The organism is Gordonia sp. ABSL11-1, from assembly GCF_030315685.1.
Classification (GTDB): domain Bacteria; phylum Actinomycetota; class Actinomycetes; order Mycobacteriales; family Mycobacteriaceae; genus Gordonia.
Genome location: NZ_JASXSI010000024.1, coordinates 31,408 through 47,789, shown reverse-complemented (window position 1 = coordinate 47,789; position 16,382 = coordinate 31,408). Strand labels below are relative to the sequence as shown.

The 16,382-nt window shown below is 65.4% G+C and carries 12 protein-coding genes; 3 read left to right on the top strand and 9 right to left on the bottom strand.

Annotated elements, in window-relative coordinates; genetic code table 11:
* Positions 1 to 25 precede the first annotated feature (25 nt).
* From QSJ19_RS21670 to QSJ19_RS21635, 8 genes are all read right to left on the bottom strand, one after another.
* The gene (locus tag QSJ19_RS21670) at positions 26 to 2,011 is read right to left on the bottom strand and encodes a flavin-containing monooxygenase (RefSeq protein WP_286323068.1); all 1,986 of its coding nucleotides are present in this window, start codon (positions 2,009 to 2,011) and stop codon (positions 26 to 28) included.
* Positions 2,008 to 3,762: a dipeptide ABC transporter ATP-binding protein gene (locus QSJ19_RS21665; protein ID WP_286323067.1), complete on the bottom strand. Its 1,755-nt coding sequence runs from the start codon at positions 3,760 to 3,762 to the stop codon at positions 2,008 to 2,010. Before QSJ19_RS21665 ends, QSJ19_RS21670 begins: the two co-directional genes overlap by 4 nt.
* Entirely contained in the window at positions 3,759 to 4,598 is an 840-nt protein-coding gene (locus QSJ19_RS21660; RefSeq protein ID WP_286323066.1) for an ABC transporter permease, read from the bottom strand. The genes QSJ19_RS21665 and QSJ19_RS21660 overlap by 4 nt, the downstream gene beginning before the upstream one ends.
* A gap of 23 nt (positions 4,599 to 4,621) precedes the next feature.
* Positions 4,622 to 5,611: an ABC transporter permease gene (locus QSJ19_RS21655; RefSeq protein WP_502876308.1), complete on the bottom strand. Its 990-nt coding sequence runs from the start codon at positions 5,609 to 5,611 to the stop codon at positions 4,622 to 4,624.
* Positions 5,608 to 7,110: an ABC transporter substrate-binding protein gene (locus tag QSJ19_RS21650; protein WP_286323065.1), complete on the bottom strand. Its 1,503-nt coding sequence runs from the start codon at positions 7,108 to 7,110 to the stop codon at positions 5,608 to 5,610. The genes QSJ19_RS21655 and QSJ19_RS21650 overlap by 4 nt, the downstream gene beginning before the upstream one ends.
* A gap of 384 nt (positions 7,111 to 7,494) precedes the next feature.
* Complete coding sequence (locus tag QSJ19_RS21645) at positions 7,495 to 8,694, bottom strand: thiolase family protein (RefSeq protein ID WP_286323064.1); 1,200 nt, start codon at positions 8,692 to 8,694, stop codon at positions 7,495 to 7,497.
* Positions 8,695 to 8,703: 9 nt separating this feature from the next.
* Positions 8,704 to 10,428 carry a class I adenylate-forming enzyme family protein gene (locus tag QSJ19_RS21640; RefSeq protein ID WP_286323063.1) on the bottom strand — a complete coding sequence of 575 codons (1,725 nt, stop codon included), beginning with the start codon at positions 10,426 to 10,428 and terminating at the stop codon, positions 8,704 to 8,706.
* 57 nt (positions 10,429 to 10,485) lie between these two features.
* On the bottom strand, positions 10,486 to 12,003 hold the full coding sequence (locus tag QSJ19_RS21635; RefSeq protein ID WP_286323062.1) for a carotenoid oxygenase family protein: 1,518 nt from the start codon (positions 12,001 to 12,003) through the stop codon (positions 10,486 to 10,488).
* A gap of 239 nt (positions 12,004 to 12,242) precedes the next feature.
* Between QSJ19_RS21635 and QSJ19_RS21630 the strand changes: the two genes are divergently transcribed.
* From QSJ19_RS21630 to QSJ19_RS21620, 3 genes are all read left to right on the top strand, one after another.
* Positions 12,243 to 13,466, top strand: coding sequence for an acetyl-CoA acetyltransferase (locus QSJ19_RS21630; protein ID WP_286323061.1), 1,224 nt, complete (start codon positions 12,243 to 12,245; stop codon positions 13,464 to 13,466).
* A 65-nt stretch (positions 13,467 to 13,531) separates the two neighbouring features.
* Positions 13,532 to 14,497, top strand: coding sequence for an NAD(P)H-dependent flavin oxidoreductase (locus tag QSJ19_RS21625; RefSeq protein WP_286323060.1), 966 nt, complete (start codon positions 13,532 to 13,534; stop codon positions 14,495 to 14,497).
* 9 nt (positions 14,498 to 14,506) lie between these two features.
* Positions 14,507 to 15,442, top strand: coding sequence for a winged helix-turn-helix transcriptional regulator (locus tag QSJ19_RS21620; protein WP_286323059.1), 936 nt, complete (start codon positions 14,507 to 14,509; stop codon positions 15,440 to 15,442).
* On the opposite strand, the gene QSJ19_RS21615 is transcribed toward QSJ19_RS21620, so the two are convergent.
* Positions 15,439 to 16,233, bottom strand: coding sequence for a DUF1684 domain-containing protein (locus tag QSJ19_RS21615; protein WP_286323058.1), 795 nt, complete (start codon positions 16,231 to 16,233; stop codon positions 15,439 to 15,441). The genes QSJ19_RS21620 and QSJ19_RS21615 overlap by 4 nt on opposite strands.
* Positions 16,234 to 16,382: the final 149 nt, after the last annotated feature.

The window sequence follows — 16,382 nt, the reverse complement described above, 5'->3', positions numbered from 1 at the left end:
GGCGCCGGTATCGACGGCGCTGCTCTCAACGCGTCGTGACGTCGTAGTCGTCAAGGTCGGCGGTACGGGAGAGCAGCCAGAACTCCTGCAAGGACCACGGGTGCGGAAGCGCCAGCCGGCCGCGGGGAGTCTTGTACCAGCTGTTGACCCCCGCCGTGCTCCAGACGTAGTCGACGAGCCGAGACTCGATGTCGGCGTTGTAGGCGTCGAGAACCTCTTTGCGTACCTCGATGGTGCGTAGGTCGTGCTGGGCAACCTGCCGCAGCGCACTGACGATGTAATTCGTTGCGCTCTCGCCGATGTCGGCCACACCTGAACCACCGTGTGGTGAGACCCCGTTCGGGCCGCGCAAGGCAAAGAAGTTGGGGAATCCGGCGAGCGTGATACCCAGGTACGCTCGGGCCTCGTACTCACCGCCCCACACCTGCGCAGCGGGTTGTCCGGTGCGCGTGAACAGTTCGATCGGCCACAGGAAGCGAGTCGCGTGGAAGCCAGTCGCCGTCACGAGCAGATCCAACTCGTGCAACTGGCCGTCGGCCGTCCGCACTCCCGCAGGGATCACCGAATCGATCGGATCGCTCACCAAGGTCACGTTGTCCCGCTGGAGGGTGTCGAGAAATCCGCTGTCGACCACCATCCGTTTGGTAAACGGGGGATAGTCCGGGGTGAGCTGGCCGAGCAGATCCGGACGGTTCCCGACCTTGGAGTCCAGATAGTCCAAGAGTTCTTGGCGGGACTGCGCGTTGGCCTCGCTGACTCCCGGGCCCGACCACTGCGGGTCAATCCGCACGTACTGCCGCCGGCTGTCTCCGGACGTCCAGAACAGGACGAGCCGATACCACTCAGCATAGAAGGGCACGTGGCGAAGGAGCCACTGCACCCCCTCGGCCACCGCGCCCGACGGGGTGCGGCTCGGTGAGATCCATCCGGGGCTGCGTTGGAACACAGTCAGAGTGGAACCGCGCTCGGCGAGGCCGGCAGCGACCTGCGTGCCGGATGATCCGGTACCGATGAGCCCGATACGCAACCCGGTGAGATCGAGATCATCTCGCCAGCGCGCCGTGTGGACCACCTCGCCGGAGAAGCTTGCGAGGCCCGGAACATCCGGTGCGCGAGGCACTCCCAATCCTCCGACGGCGGTGACCACGAAGTCGGTGTCCAGCACTGTCTCATCGCCCGACCCGATGGTGACACCCAGCCGCCACCTTCGGGACTCCTCATCCCACGCAATGGACCGTACGTGGTGCCCGAACCTGATGAGTGATCGTAGTCCGTGAGTGTCGGCGTAGTCACGGATGCGGTCGAGGATCTCATCACGCTTGGCGAAGAAGCGCGTCCAAGGCCACATCGGGGCGTCGGAGGTCAGATACCGGTGTGCCTGGGAGTCTAGTCCCACGCCAGGGTATCGATTGACCCACCAGGTGCCGCCGACGTCGGTGTTCTTCTCGAGCACAACGACATTGAATCCGAGATCCCGCAGACGCCGACTCAGATGCAGCCCGGAACTGCCCGCGCCGATGACGGTGACGGTGATCCGTCCGGCACGCGCACGCGCCTCGTCGGACCACTCGGCTTCCGCTTCCAGTCCAAGGTCATAGACCACCCTCGCCGCGTACTCCGGCCCGGGGGCGTCGCTGCCGACCGCCGTTCGGTACAACCTCAGCAGGTAGGCGTCATCGGGGCGCTCGAGCAACTCCTCGCGCTGACGTGTGACCAGATCGACGAGCAGACCGGCCCCTTCGCGCAGCACCTCGTTGCGCAGGTCGGGGTCCGGTGTGCCCGCAGGTGTCCGGAACGCGGCAACCAGTGTGCGGTACTCAGACCCCAGGTACTTCGTGTCACGTGTGAAGTGTCCGAGAAGCGCGACGAGCACGCCGATGTCGGCAAGAAGGACTGCGTGCGCCACCGCCTCGTGCAAGGCAACGCTGCCGGTCTCCGGCAGTGGTTGGGCCTGCGGTCCGCGAACACGCAGGTCCTCGAGCGACGTTTCAGGGGCAAGTGTTTCGTTCACGGGTTGTTCCCAACTGTCGTGGCCGCGCCGGTACTGGTACCCGCCTGCAACCGGGGGGCCGCAGCGAGCAGCTTGCTGGTGTAGTCGTGCTGCGGGTGCGCGAACAGCTCTCGCGAGTCTCCGGTCTCGACGATCCGTCCGGATTGCATCACCGCCACCCGATCGCTGATGTGCTGGATGACTCCGAGGTCGTGGGAGATGAACAGGTAACTCAGGCGCAGATGCCGCTGGAGCTCATCGAGCAGATCGAGGACCTGCGCTTGCACGGAGACATCGAGAGCAGAGACCGGTTCGTCGCAGACCACGATCTCCGGTCCGGTTGCCAGCGCGCGGGCTATCGCCACTCGCTGCCTCTGTCCCCCGGACAACCGGAGAGGCAACCGGTCTGCAACCGCGCTCGGCAGACCGACCAGGTCCAGCAGTTCGCGCACCCGGTCGTCGAGGCCGGCCTCCCGGGTGCGGCGGCCGGAGGTGAGCACTTCGACGAGAATCTGTCGCACACTCAATCGCGGGTCGAACGAGCCGAGAGGATCCTGATAGATCGCTGCGAGCCGGTGACGATGTAGTCTTCGTTCCCGTTCCCCGGCACTGCTCCAGGGTTGGCCGAAGAGCTGCACCGTCCCACTGTCGGGTGTCTCGATGCCGAGCACGATTCTCGCGAGAGTTGTCTTTCCGGAGCCTGATTCACCGACGAGTCCGAGCGTTTCCGCCGGCCGGATCTCAAGGCTGGCATCGTCGACGGCGACGCGTTGGGATTTGTCCGGGTTGGTGAACCGCTTGACGACGTTCCGTACGGCGACGATCGGCTCGCTCTCCGAAGTCGGCGTGCCGTCCCGGCGGTCTTCGATGATCTGGAGGTGCTGTCGCGGCAACACGATCGGGTCAGGTGAGAGTCTGACACCGCGCGGCTTGTCTGTCGCGACGGCGCTGAGCAGACGTTTGGTGTAGGCGGCCTGTGGGTTTCCCAAGACGGCATCGGTTGCGCCGGCCTCGACGATCACACCGTCGTGGATCACGGCCACACGCTTGGCCAGCCGGCTCACCACTGCGAGATCGTGACTGATCAGGATGACGGCTGCGCCTTCGGCCGCGAGACGGGCGATGAGTTCCAGAACCTGTTGTGCAACAGTGGCGTCAAGAGCCGTGGTGGGTTCGTCAGCGATCAACAGTGGAGGGTGCAGAGCCACCGCGGATGCGATGAGAGCACGCTGTCGCAGGCCGCCCGAGAGCTCACCAGAGCGCTGCCGGATGCGTTGCTCAGGCTCTGGGATGCCCACCTCGCCGAGGAGGTCCACGACGCGTGTACGCCGTCGTGCGCGTGGCAGTTTGGTGTGGATGCGCAGCGCGTCGTCTATCTCTTTGCCGATCGGCCGCAGCGGATCAAGTGAGACGAGCGCATCTTGGAGGACCAGGCCGACGTCTGCTCCGCGGAGTCTACGCAGAGCCGAGGGCCGCATTCGCAGGGGCTCGTGCCCGTTGAGCACGAGAGCATCAGCTGATACCGACGAGTTCGGACCCGCGAGACCGAGGATGCTGCGGGCGATCACGCTCTTTCCCGAGCCCGATTCGCCGACTATCGCGAGACATTCCCCCGGCTGCACCTCGAAGGAGACTCCATGGACGACCTCGGTGTGCCTGCCCTGCCGTCTGCCGGCGAACCCGATACGGAGGTTCTCGACCCGTAGCAGGGGGCTCGGGGTACCACCTGCGTTCGACGCCGGTGCGGAAAGGCCTTCTGTGACCGTGCTCATCGGCCGGCTCGCTTTCTGCGTTGCAGTGAACGTCCCAGCACGGTCGCGGCGCCGGCCGCGATCACGATCGCGATGCCCGGGAACACGCTGAGCCATATTGCGTTGTTGATGTAGCGACGGCCATCGGCGAGCATCGAACCCCAGTCCGCCGTGGGCGGGGTGACACCCAGCCCGAGGAAGCTCAGGCTCGAGGCCCACACGATCGCCTGTCCCACGCCGAGTGTGCCCAGGACGACCAGCGGTGCCCACACATTCGGAAAGATGTGTCGCCGAAGGATCGTCCATCGGGGCCGACCGAGAACGGTCGCCGCCTCGACGTAGCCCGAGCCGTCGACCGATACGACCTGGGTGCGAAAGATTCGGGCATAGCCAGGTGCTGTCGCGAGGCCCACTGCCACAGCCGACGTGGCGGTTCCCGGACCCGCGATCGTCACGAAGAACAGGGCCAGAACCAGACTCGGGAACGAGAACAGGATCTGGAGAAGCCACGTCACCCCGGTGTCGACAGTGCGGCCGCCGAGGCCGCCCAGAAATCCGAAGAGCGTGGCAAGTGCCAGTCCGAGCGCACTGGCACCCAGACCGATCAGCAGAGCGGGCCGGGTGCCGTGGACGACGCGCGTGTAGAGGTCCCGCCCGGAGTTGTCGGTACCGAACCAGTGGTGAACCGATGGACCCTGGAAGGCTTCACCGGGTGAGACGGCATTGGGATCACCAGAGGCCAGCAACGTGGGGTAGAGCGCGGCGAGGACGAAGACTCCGAGTATCAATCCCGACAACACCAGCGGCCACACCTGCGATACGTCACGCAGTCGTGTACGCCAGCCGGTTCCGGACACGTCAGCAACCTTGTTCACGTGTGTCATCGCGACCTCAGGCGAGGGTCTATGATTTCGGCGATGAGGTCGGTGACGATGTTGACCAGCACATAGATCAGGGCGATCAGCAGGACGACCCCGACGACGACCGGGACGTCCTGAACCAGGACCGCGTTCTGCAGCAGCCGGCCGATTCCTGGTCGTGCGAAGAGGGTTTCGACGATTACCGCGCTACTGATCAGCGCTCCGAACGCCCAGCCGGAGATGTGCAGTCCCGGGAGAGCAGCGTGCCGGAGCGCGTGGATCATCCGGACGCCGATCTCGCCTTCACCTCGCGCCCTCGCCGAGACCGTGAACGGCGCGTCCAGAGCGATGTCGAACGATTCCCTGATCGACTGCCCCAGGAATCCGGCGAGTGGGATCGCCAGGGTGATGACCGGGAGGACCAGCGCATCAAAGCTGTTACCCCCGCCGGCCGCCGGCAGAAGACGAAGTTTGCTGCTGAAGATCACGATCAGTATCGCACCGAGCCAGAACGTCGGCAGAGCGGCCGAGACGACCTCGAGGGACGATGTCGCCGCCGCTCCGATCCGCCCGCCACGGGAAGCGATCAGTACGAAAGCCACTGCGATCACCCACGCGGTGACCAACGCCGCAGCGGTGAGGATCAACGTATTGGCCAGTTGCTCGCCGATCAGTTGCGTCACCGGGCGGTGTTGACCATAAGATTGACCGAGGTCACCGGACAACAATCCCTTGAGATACGTGAGGTACTGGACAACGAGCGGGCGGTCGAGGCCGTACTGGGAACGGATCGCATCGAGTTCGGCCGCGGTGGCCTGTGATCCCGGTCCGCCCGCGGCGGCTTCGGCGGGATCGCCTGGGATCAAACGCAACCCGAAGAAGGTGACGGTCGCGACGCCCCACAGGACGAGCACCATACCCCCGATCTTGAGCAGGACGCGCCGAACTGGGAGGGCAGCCCGGCCGGTACGGCTCCCGCCCCCCGAGTCGACCGCCTGAACGACGCTCACTGCACCAGCCAGGCGTCGTCGAAGTTCGGATAGTTGAACGTGAGTGTCGTCCCTGTGTCCCGGAGCCTTGCGGTGTCGACCGCTATGTTGGTCGTCTGGTCGAACACCGGGATCGCGTAGTAGCCGGCGACGACGAGGTCTTGCGCTTGCTCGTAGAGCTTGGCGCGTTGCGCATCGTCGCTCGTGTGGCCCGCGGCCTGCAGAAGATCGTCGATCGTGGGATCGGTCAGGCCGACGGAGTTCGAATGGTAACTGCCGTCATGTTTGGCGAATGGCGATGTGTACACCAGACGGAGTACGTCAGCGGTATTGCGTGTGTAGTAGATCGGATATGCGTCGTAATCCCACTTCTTTCCGGCGGCCGACCACGCAGCACTCTCGAGTTGCCGATACTTGACCTCGAATCCCGCCTTCTGGGCGGATGCCTGAACCTGATCGTAGAGACCCTGATTGATCGGAACCACCGCTGAGATCGGGATGTTGACGACGAGCCGCTGCCCGTTCTTGGTGCGATAGCCGGCAGAGTCCCGACCAGTCCAACCGGCCTTGTCGAGTAACCGAGCGGCCTCATCGGGATTGTAGTGATAGTCGACATTGTTCACGTGGAAGCGAGTGAAAGAGCTGAGCAGTGATCTCGCCTGCTGGTATCGGCCGAAGTAGACGCTCTTCAACGCCGCTTCCACGTCGACTGAATCCACGAAAGCATGGCGCACATTGATGTCCGTGAACGGACCACTGGTCGAGTTGAGTGCGATGTTGACCACATTGCCCGGGCGGGATCGGGTGATCACCTCGGTGTCGTTTCGGCCCTCGAGCTGGGAGAACTGTTCGGGTTGAACATAGTCGAAGGCCTGGACCTCTCCGCTCTCGAACGCGGCGAGGCGCGTGCTGGAGTCGGGTATGTAGCGCCACACGATCTGATCCAGGTAGGGCCGACCGGGGTTCTTGGAACCCGGAGCAGGTACGGAATAGGAATCATTACGGACCAGCGTGACGTGATCCTGTTTCACCCATTCCTTGATCTTGAACGGTCCGCTGCCTATCGGGTCTGCGCAGATGTCGTCATCGTTGCGGTGCAAGGACTCGGCCGACATGATCGGCGTCGACGTGGCTGCCAGAGAGGCCAACAGCGATGAATCAGGCTCCTTCAGGTCGAACCGCACCGTGTGGGGATCGACGACGGCGACGTCGCGGACCTTCGTCAACGAATTCTTTCCGCCGCCGGTGTACTTCTGCCAGTACTCGAAGGATGCCTTCACCGACTCGGCGTCCAGCGCGGTGCCGTCGGAGAACTTCACATCGTCGCGCAGCTTGATCTGCCAGCTGAGCGAATCCGGCGACTCGGTGCTGCCGGTCGCCAGCCATGGCACCACTTTGCCCTCCGTGTCCTGATAGAACAGACTCTGCACGTAGTGGCTGGCGATGGTTGATCCGGCGACGGCATTGCTGCGCTGCGGTTCGAGGCAATTCGGTTCCACGTCTCCGGACGCGAAAGTCAAGGTGCCTCCCGGTGTGGGCGACCCGGCATCCGAGCTCGATCCCGATCCGGAGCACGCGGACAACACCGACGCGCCCACGAGCGCCAGTGCAACGGCCGTTCGGCGCATGAGTCGACTGCGTAACTGCATGTCTGTTCACAACTCCTGTGTGTCGACGCCCGACGTTGGGGGCAGGACTGATCCCTTTCGGGCATGTGGCTGAAGTAATGTGCCGGAGCCATAAGTCGATAAGGCAGGCACCGCCGCATGGTCGCTCGTCAGAGCATTTGCTCACGATTCGACGCTGTTGCGCGAGAGCTGAACTCACCGTGAGCGCAACCCATCCCCGCCCCCGTGTGACGCTTACCCCGGCGCAGCAGCCCAAAGGGGCCGGTCGCCTACACCTCAGTTGCGCGTGATCACGATCGCAGCGCCCAGACCCAGTCCGCCCGGTATGGCGAGCAGACCGAATTCAGCACTGCGGGCCTCGAGCTCGTCGAGCGCGTTGACGAGTAGGCAGCCGCCACTCGCGCCGAGCGGGTGTCCGGTGGCCACTGCTCCACCGCGGGGATTGACTGTTGCCGGGTCGAGGTCGAACTCGCGGGTCAACAAGAGCGGAGAAACCGCGAAGGACTCGTTCGCCTCGATCACATCGAGGTCGCCGGGGGTCAACCCCGTCCGCGACAGCGCCGTGCCGGTGGCGGCGAGAGCCGCCGTGAGCCGCGGTGAGCGGACCGCGGTCTGCACGGCCGCGAGGATCCTTCCGCGTGGGGTGAGGCCCAGCAGGTCTCCGGCCTTCCGGGATCCCAGGACGACCGCGCAGGCACCGTCGGCCAGCTGCGGAGCGGTGGCGACGGTGTGCAGTCCCCCGTCGGGCCTGACGGAATCGGGCAGCCGGCGAGCTACGCGCGCCCACGACGGGTCGTCTGCGAACAGGGCGGGCAGCTGACCGAACGTCTCGATGCTCGCGTCGGCCCGGGCGCCTTCGTCCCTGGTGAGCAGCACCTTGTCATCGGCCTGCACGGCGATGACCGACGGCGAGTCCGGCGCGGCCAGAGACCGCTGGTGGGAGGTGACCGCGTAGGCGTCGAGCTCGCCGCGGGTGTATCCGTGATCGGCGGCGGTCAGGTCGGCCGAGACCCCGATCGTGACGAACCCGGTACGGTCCTGCAATTGTCCGTCGTATGCGAACGCCGGGGTGTCGGCGAGCATCGGCACTCGCGACATCGATTCGACCCCGCCCGCGACCACGAGGTCCTCGACGCCACCGGCGACCCGCGCCGCGGCGCCGCCGATCGCGTCGAACCCCGAACAGCACAGGCGCGAGACGACGCCGCCGGGTGTGGTGTCGGGCCATCCGGCCCACAGGATCGCCGACCGGGCGATGTCGCCCCCCTGGTCCCCGGCGGCGGTGCTGGTGCCGATGACGGTGTCGCCCACGGCCTCGGGATCGAGTCCGCGCCGGGTGAGTTCGCGCAGTAACCCTGCCAGCAACTCGTAGGGCGGAACACCGGACAAAGTGCCCCCGTTGCGCCGTACACGTCCCTTCGGCGTGCGCACCGCGTCGTAGATGTAGACCTCGGAGGTGAACTGGGAGAATGCCATCGTGGCGCCTCAGCCGGCGACTGCGGGCCGTCGGCGGAGTTCACGCTTGACGAGTTTCCCGACGGCATTGCGCGGCAAGGTATCCCTGATCTCGAGACGTTCCGGGAGCTTGAACGAAGCAATGTGCTTGCCGCGCAGGAAGGCAACCAGTTCGTCGAGACTCAGGCCGGTTCCGGGGTTCAGTGTCACCACGGCAGCCACCTTTTCACCCAGAGCGTCGTCGTGATCGCCGATCACGGCGACGTCGGCGACCGCGGGATGTTCGGCGATGAGGGCTTCGAGTTCGGCGGGCGCGATGTTCATGCCGCCCCGGATCACCAGATCCTTGCACCGGTCGACGTAGCGAAGGAACTCACCGCGGTCCCCGGCGATCTCGAACATGTCCCCGGTCTTGAGCAATCCTTCGTCATCGAAGGGAGAGGCCAGCGTGTCACCATGCAGATAGCCGGGAAACACGCCGGGACCGGCCATGCGTAGTTCGCCGGGCTTCCCCGGCCCGGTGATCTCGGCTCCTGTGTCGATATCGATGAGCTTCATGGTGATCCGGTTGGCCATCCGACCGGTCCAGGACACCCCCGGCGCACCATAGCGCGGGAAGAAGCGGGCGCGATCGTCGGGATCGGGAAAGTCCTCCGGACTCGACAGCAACGACACTCCCTCGTTGGATCCGAAGAAGTTGATGACCGAAAGCCCATGACGTTCCTGCCACCCTCGCACCATTGCCGGCTGCAGGGGTGCCGAACCGGATCCGATCCGCGTCAGACTCGACAGGTCGATGGTCGCGAGCAGGTCTTCGTCGTTGAGCAGGCGCCAGAGCAATGCGGGCGGCACCAGCGTGTAGGTCACGCGTTCGCGGGCGATCTGCGCGAAGAAGCTCGGCGGGTCGAAGGGATGATGCTGGACGAGAGTCGTTCCGCAGATCAGCCACGGCAGCAGCATTCCGTTGATGCCCGCCATGTTGATCATCGGAAAGGGATTGAGCAGAACATCGGAGGTGACCACTGCGGGGCCGTCAATGGTGGGCGGGGAGAAGCCGATCCAGTCGAGATGGGCGCGCATCACGCCTTTGGGCACTCCCTCGGTTCCTGACGTCCAACAGATGGTGGCCGCGTCATTGGCGTCGTTCGGATCGTTGGCACGATGATCTGCGACCGCCGCCTCGTCGGCGTCGTCCGCCGCGGCGGGGCTCAGGTGCACATCGGCGACACCGGTGTCTTCTTCGGGCGCACCGATGGTGATGAGTGCGCGAAGCGATGGCACCTGCGTGGCGACCGCGGCAAGCTCAGCGGCCGGGCCGCGATCACCGAAGTGGTTGGTGCTCAGCATGATCGAGAATTCGGCTTGGTTGGCCATGCTGATGAACTCATAAGCGCGGTACTGCATGGCCAATGGCGAGATCACCGCACCGATGCCCCAGCCGGCCAAATAGGTCTCCACCAGTTCGATGGAGTTGGGAAGCTGGACGCCGATCACGTCGCCGCGCCGTACCCCCAGTTCCAGCAGACGAGCCGACAGCGCGGTCACTTCCGATCCCAACTCGGCCCAGGTCAGTCGCCGCGGGTCGGAACCGACGAGATCGCGCCGGTTTGCCGGGTCGACGATCGCCTGGGCGTCGCCTCGGGCGCCAACCTGGTCGCGGAAGATCTCGTCGAGTGTCGCCGTGGTCCACCACCCACGGGAAACGTAGTCATCGACACGGGATCGGGGGTGCAGTCCGCGGACAGCACGATTCATCTGGATTCCTATCTTCCTGAGACGACGGTCTTCGGGGGCGGCGCAACGCGTGGCGCGTCAAAGGCCGATGGCCTGGGCCGCCGTGTCGGTCTCCTGCCAGCGGCGCAGTTCATGGCCGGGCGCCCACGTGGAATGGGTTCCGCTGGAAATCCGCTCCGGCAGCCTGAGTGTGCATACCGGACCGTCGCCGATGCGTGCCGCGTCGAAGACCACGCAGTACGACGCGTCGGCGTCGACGTCGGTCGTCAGTGTGACCAAGTACCCGTCGTCTTCGGCGGTGCTCCCGACGCGGGGTGCCATCGAGGCTTCGCTGCCATACACGCCCTCGCCGAGGTGGTAGGACTCTTCGGCGCCGGTTTGGGTGTCGTGGCGAACGAGGCCGTTGAACAGGAACCAGCCGTCCACGCCACTTGCCGCGTAGACGTAGCGGTGTGCCCGGCTCTGGTAGTCGCCGTTGATCATGCCGAACTCGGTGACCCGCTCGGTCAGCGGTTCCTCCTTGACCATGCCGGTCGCGAGGTTCAGTCGCCAGCGGTAGAGCTTGGACTGCATGTGGTCAAGGGCCAGGAAGCGGAACGCCTTCTGCCACTTGTCGGTGATGCCGTCACCCGACGGCTCCGGCTGCCCCTGATGAAAGCCCTCCAGAACGATCTCGTCACCGTCTTCATAGGCGTTGGTGAAGTGCAGCACATAGGTGGGATCCGCCTCGAACCAACGGATGTCGGCGGTGTCTCCGCGGCGCGGGATGACCGCGAAACGCGAGGGACGATCGGGGTGGAACCGCGGATGGTGCACCCCGTGAGCGAGCATCTGCTCGTCCCAGAACAGGGGCAGGTCGTTGAGAATCGCATAGTTCTCGGTGTAGGCCATATCGTGGGGCAGCCGCGGGCCCGGCAGCGGCACGTCGGCATAGTGCACGAGGTCGTTGTTCTCGTCGACCACGCCGTAGTGCATGAAGGGCTCGTCCTTGCCGTAGTTGAAGAACAGCAACTCGCCGGTGCGCGCATCGACCTTGGGGTGAGCCGACACCCCGAGGTGGTAGGGGAAGGACCCGTTCCAGTCTTCTTTGCCCAGGGTCTGCGCGGAGTAGGGGTCGAGCCGATAGAGGTCGCCGCACATCCAGAAACTCGACAGCGCGTTGCCGCGGTGGACGATGATGTCGGTGCTGGAGGCGTCCTTCATTCGCCTGCGCGCACCCCAGCCGTCCTCGCGAACCGCCCAGTCGGGCATCTCCGAGCAGCCTGCCCACAGCGCACGGCGGGCCTCCTGCTCGGCGAGTAGCCCGTCGGTCCGGACGAAGCGGTTGCGGTAGAAGGCCTTTCCGTCACGGAAGCCGACCACGTGAATCATGCCGTCGCCGTCGAACGGATGGTAGTTGCGTACGGCCGGATGCAACGGGTTCTCAGTGTTGCGCAAGTAGACGCCGTCGAGGTCGGCCGGGATCTCGCCGGACACCGCCTCGAGATCGTCGGCAACCCATTCGGTGGTCTGCGGCCGCCACGGCCCGCTCCGATAGGGGTGATCGTCGTCTGTGGGAAGGGTTGAGAGCAGTCGGCCGACTATGTCCACATCCATCATGTCTCTCCTGCCTTGGCATTGTTTTGTGCGACCACGGACCGTCGCGCCGGCTGGTGCCGATCGGGGGCATCATTCCCGGGCCGTTATCGTTCAACTAACAGAGTTACTCGTCGCACTGGTGTTGTCAAGATCACTCCGCATGTTTTCATTACCGCCTCTAACAGGTTACTCTTCTAGTTGTAGTAACCCTGGTTGCTGTCTCACTGCAGCACCCAACTCCCGAAAGCGACGTACCCATGACCATTGACCCCGTGTGGATCGCAGGCGGATATCAGTCGGATTTTGCCCGCAACATCACCCGAGAGGGCGGCGATCTCGCCTCGCTCACCGCCGAGATCGTCGACGGCACCCTCGCCGCGGCGCTCGTCGAGCCGGCCGAGGTGGAGGTGATTCATCTCGGCAACGCGTTCGGCCAGGTCTACTCCGGCCAGGGACACCTCGCGGCGATGCCGGCGTCGGTGCGACCGGAATTGTGGGGCGTACCGGCGACCCGCCACGAGGGTGCGTGCGCGTCGGGTTCCCTGTCCGTCCTCTCCGCGATGGCCGACCTGCAGTCGGGCCGGTATGACTGCGCACTCGTCCTCGGGGTCGAATTGGAGAAGAACGTTCCCGGCGACCAGGGCGCCAAGAACATGGCCGGGGCCGCCTGGGTCGGCCGCGAGGGCACCGACGCGAACTACATGTGGCCGTACATGTTCAGCCAGGTGGCCGACGAGTACGACCGCCGCTACGGACTGGCGGCCGAGGATCTCTGGCGCATCGCGGAACTCAACACCCGCAACGCGCGGAGCAATCCTCGGGCCCAGTCCAGGGACTGGACATTCAGCGACGCCTCGTTCACCGCGGATCCCCAGGCGAATCCGGTGGTCGAGGGCCGGATGCACAAGGCCGACTGCGGACCGCTCACCGACGGCGGTGCCGGAGTGGTGCTGGTGACAGATCGTTTCCTGGCCGGCCACCGCGGCCAGGCCACTGCCTGCTCGAAGATCCTCGGCTGGGGCCACCGTACCGTCGGCCTGTCGCTGGCCGACAAACTCGCATACAGCGCCGGTGCCCCACTGATCTTCCCCCACGTCGCGCAGACCATCGCAGACGCCTTCAGGCGCAGTGGCACAGACGATGTCGACGGCCTCGACCTGATCGAGACCCATGACTGCTTCACCGCCAGCGAGTACATGGCCATCGACCACTTCGGGCTCACCGAGCCCGGTCAGTCCTGGCGCGCGGTCAAATCCGGAGAACTCGAGATCGGCGGCGGCCGGGTGGCGATGAACCCCAGCGGTGGACTGCTCGGCGCTGGTCATCCCGTCGGTGCCACCGGGATCCGGATGTTGCTCGACTGCCACCGGCAGATCGTCGGCGCCGCAGGCGATTACCAGGTCGACCGAGCGCGCCGGGCCGCCACCCTGAACTTCGGCGGGTCGACCACCACCGTCGCGAGTTTCGTCGTCGGACGGTGAGCATCCCGCGCACCGCCGCCACCAGAGCCGCATCCGATCCGGTTGTCCCCCAACAAGGAGCCCTTATGCCTGCCGATCTCGTCGAACACTTGCGGTTGCCCGTCGTGGCCGCACCCATGTTTCTCGTGTCGGGTCCCGATCTGGTGATCGCGGCCTGCCGGTCAAGGATAGTCGGCTCATTTCCCACACCGAACTGCAGAACCATCGACGCACTCGACTCCTGGATGGGTACCATCGATGACGCGGTCGGTTCCGGCGACACCCCGTGGGCGGTCAATCTGGTCACCCACCGAACCAATACTCGTCTGGCAGAAGACCTTCGGCTCATTGCGCAGTACCGCCCCGGCATCGTGATCACCGCACTGGGATCACCTGCCCCGGTGGTCGAGGTCGTCAAGAACTACGGGGGCATCGTGATCGCCGACGTGGTGAATCCGACGCTGGCCCGCAAGGCGGTCGCCACCGGTGTCGACGGTCTTGCGTGCGTATCGTCGGGAGCCGGCGGGCACACCGGACATCTGTCACCGTTCGCGTTCATCAGCGCGGTGCGCGACTTCTTCGACGGGATCATCACCGTCGGCGGGGCGATCACAGACGGAGCCGGAGTCGCCGGTGCGATCACCGCAGGCGCTGACCTCGTCTACATGGGAACCCGGTTCCTGGCCAGCACCGAGAGTATGGCCACCGACGCCTACAAGCAGATGATCGTCGACCACGGCCTCGAGGACATCCTGGTCAGCGATGCGATCACCGGCACAGATGCGTCGTGGTTGCGCCCGAGTCTGATCGCCAACGGCTACGACCCGGACACGATGGCATTCGACGGCGACCGGCGCAGCTACGATTCCGCGGGTGATCAGCCCGCACGCTGGAAGGACGTGTGGGCGGCCGGACAGGGTCTGGCGACGATCCGCTCGGTGGATCCCGTCGCCAAGATCGTCGACCGCCTCGAAGACGAGTACATTCGGGCGGCGAATCGCTTCACCGGGCTCGTTACCCACACCCACCGACTTGCCGGGCAGTCGTTATAGTTCGCAATTGTGGCCAACCCCGAGGATGCCTACACCCGACTCTCGCCCGGCGGGGACAACGCGATCGCGGTCACTCTCGGTGTTCTGGGCGACGAGTGGAATCTCTGGATTCTCCGGCACGCCATCGCCGGTACCCGGCGTTACTGCGACTGGTTTGCGCACGGCACGATCTCGCATTCGGTGCTGACCGCCAGGCTGGCGGGACTGACCGCATCCGGGGCGCTCGTCAGACAGCCCTACCAGCAACGACCCGAACGCTTCGAGTACGTGCTCACCGAACGCGGGCGCAGCGTGTGGCCGATCTTGCTGGCCATGTGGGCCTGGGAGCAGCAGTGGTCACCGGATGCCGGAACCGCCCTGCCGCGGATGCACCACCGGATATGCGACTCCGATTTCGTTCCGTTGCTCATCTGTCGCGCCTGCGGCAAGAGCGTGCGGCGCACGGACATACCGACGTCGCTCGGGCCGAGCGGGGACTGGTCACGCAGCGTGCCGGCATCAATCGACCGCCGCCGCTCCGCCCGGGCGCGCCACCCCGCTCAGTTCCTGCCGCACACGATGGAATTACTGGGTAATCGGTGGTCGGCGGCCATTCTCGGCGCGCTGTTCCTGGGCGCCGCACGGTTCGTCGACTTCTCCAGACGCACCAGCGCTCCGCCGTCGATCGTCGCCGACCGGCTGGCACGGTTCGCCCGCCTCGGCGTCGTGGAGACCCGGGCGAGCCGGGAGCGGTCGGACTGGCCGACCTACCATCTGACTGCCAAGGGCGAGGCCTTCTTCCCGGCCATCGCGATGATGATCGATTGGGGTCAGCACTGGTTCCGGGCGCCCGAAGGACCAGCGCTCATCCTGCGACATCGCTCCTGCGGCAATGGTTTCCGGCCAGAGCTGCACTGCGGCGCTTGCGCGCGACCACTACACGGGCGCGATATCGACATCCTCTAGTCGCGCTTGATCGGGAAGGTCTCTCCCGCCGTCACCGCGAACGGCAGCCGATTCTGTGCCGGCGGAATCGGGCATGGATACTGATCGCTGAACGAGCAGGGCGGTAGGTAGGCCCGGTTGAAATCGACAACCACATTGCCGTCCGCGTCGGGCGCCGAGAGGGTCAAGAACCGGTACTTGTCGGAGGTGTGCCCACTGGTCTCATCGGAGAAAGTGATGTGCAGTCGACCCTCGAGGTAGGGGAATGCCGCGAACTCGTAGGAGTTTCCGGCGTGCTCGAAGCGGACCACACCGACGAGCGGATCGTCGAGCCTCTTGCCGTGCTCGTGATCGACGCCGATGACCGATCCCGGGTCCGCAGGTTCGAAGCGGCCCCCGACCACCCAGGCAGGGTCGTAATCGAAAGAAGCGATGCCGCTGTAGCGCGAAAGTGTCAGCGACTGCGGGTCGAACACCAGGAGCGCCACGTCGTCGCCGAGCTTGATACCCCGCAACTGCAATGTGCGGGGTTCGCTGCCGGAAAGCGAATCGCTCTGCAGCTCACGAACCTCACCCGGCGCGAGGAAGAAGTCGTCGGAGAGCCCGGTCGCGAGTGGCTGATCGCCGTCGGTCGACCAGCGCCCCGGCACTCCGGCGATCTCGACCGGTTCGCTGTCGAGCCAGGTGAGGGACGCGATCGCGGCGACGCCGTGCGATCCGAAGACCTGCTGCTCGCGGTTGGCGTGCCAGAGTTCCCATTCCTGGGCGGCCACCGCCCGGTCGCCTACCGGGGGTGCAGAGGTTTCGGTCACGACGGTCTCCTCACGGGATTGGCTCACGGGATTGGTGGGGCAGCACCGGCCAAGTTAGCCGCGTGAATCCACGCGATCAATGGTTGTGATCACGCAGAGTGGGAGACTTGCCGCCGCCTGGTCGGGAGCCGGCACTGCCATCCACAGAT

Excerpts from the sequence above, each read along its gene's own strand:
- QSJ19_RS21665 (WP_286323067.1), bottom strand. The coding sequence starts at position 3,762 with ATGAGCACGGTCACAGAAGGCCTTTCCGCACCGGCGTCGAACGCAGGT.
- QSJ19_RS21645 (WP_286323064.1), bottom strand. The coding sequence starts at position 8,694 with ATGGCATTCTCCCAGTTCACCTCCGAGGTCTACATCTACGACGCGGTG.
- QSJ19_RS21640 (WP_286323063.1), bottom strand. The coding sequence starts at position 10,428 with ATGAATCGTGCTGTCCGCGGACTGCACCCCCGATCCCGTGTCGATGAC.
- QSJ19_RS21635 (WP_286323062.1), bottom strand. The coding sequence starts at position 12,003 with ATGGATGTGGACATAGTCGGCCGACTGCTCTCAACCCTTCCCACAGAC.
- QSJ19_RS21630 (WP_286323061.1), top strand. The coding sequence starts at position 12,243 with ATGACCATTGACCCCGTGTGGATCGCAGGCGGATATCAGTCGGATTTT.
- QSJ19_RS21625 (WP_286323060.1), top strand. The coding sequence starts at position 13,532 with ATGCCTGCCGATCTCGTCGAACACTTGCGGTTGCCCGTCGTGGCCGCA.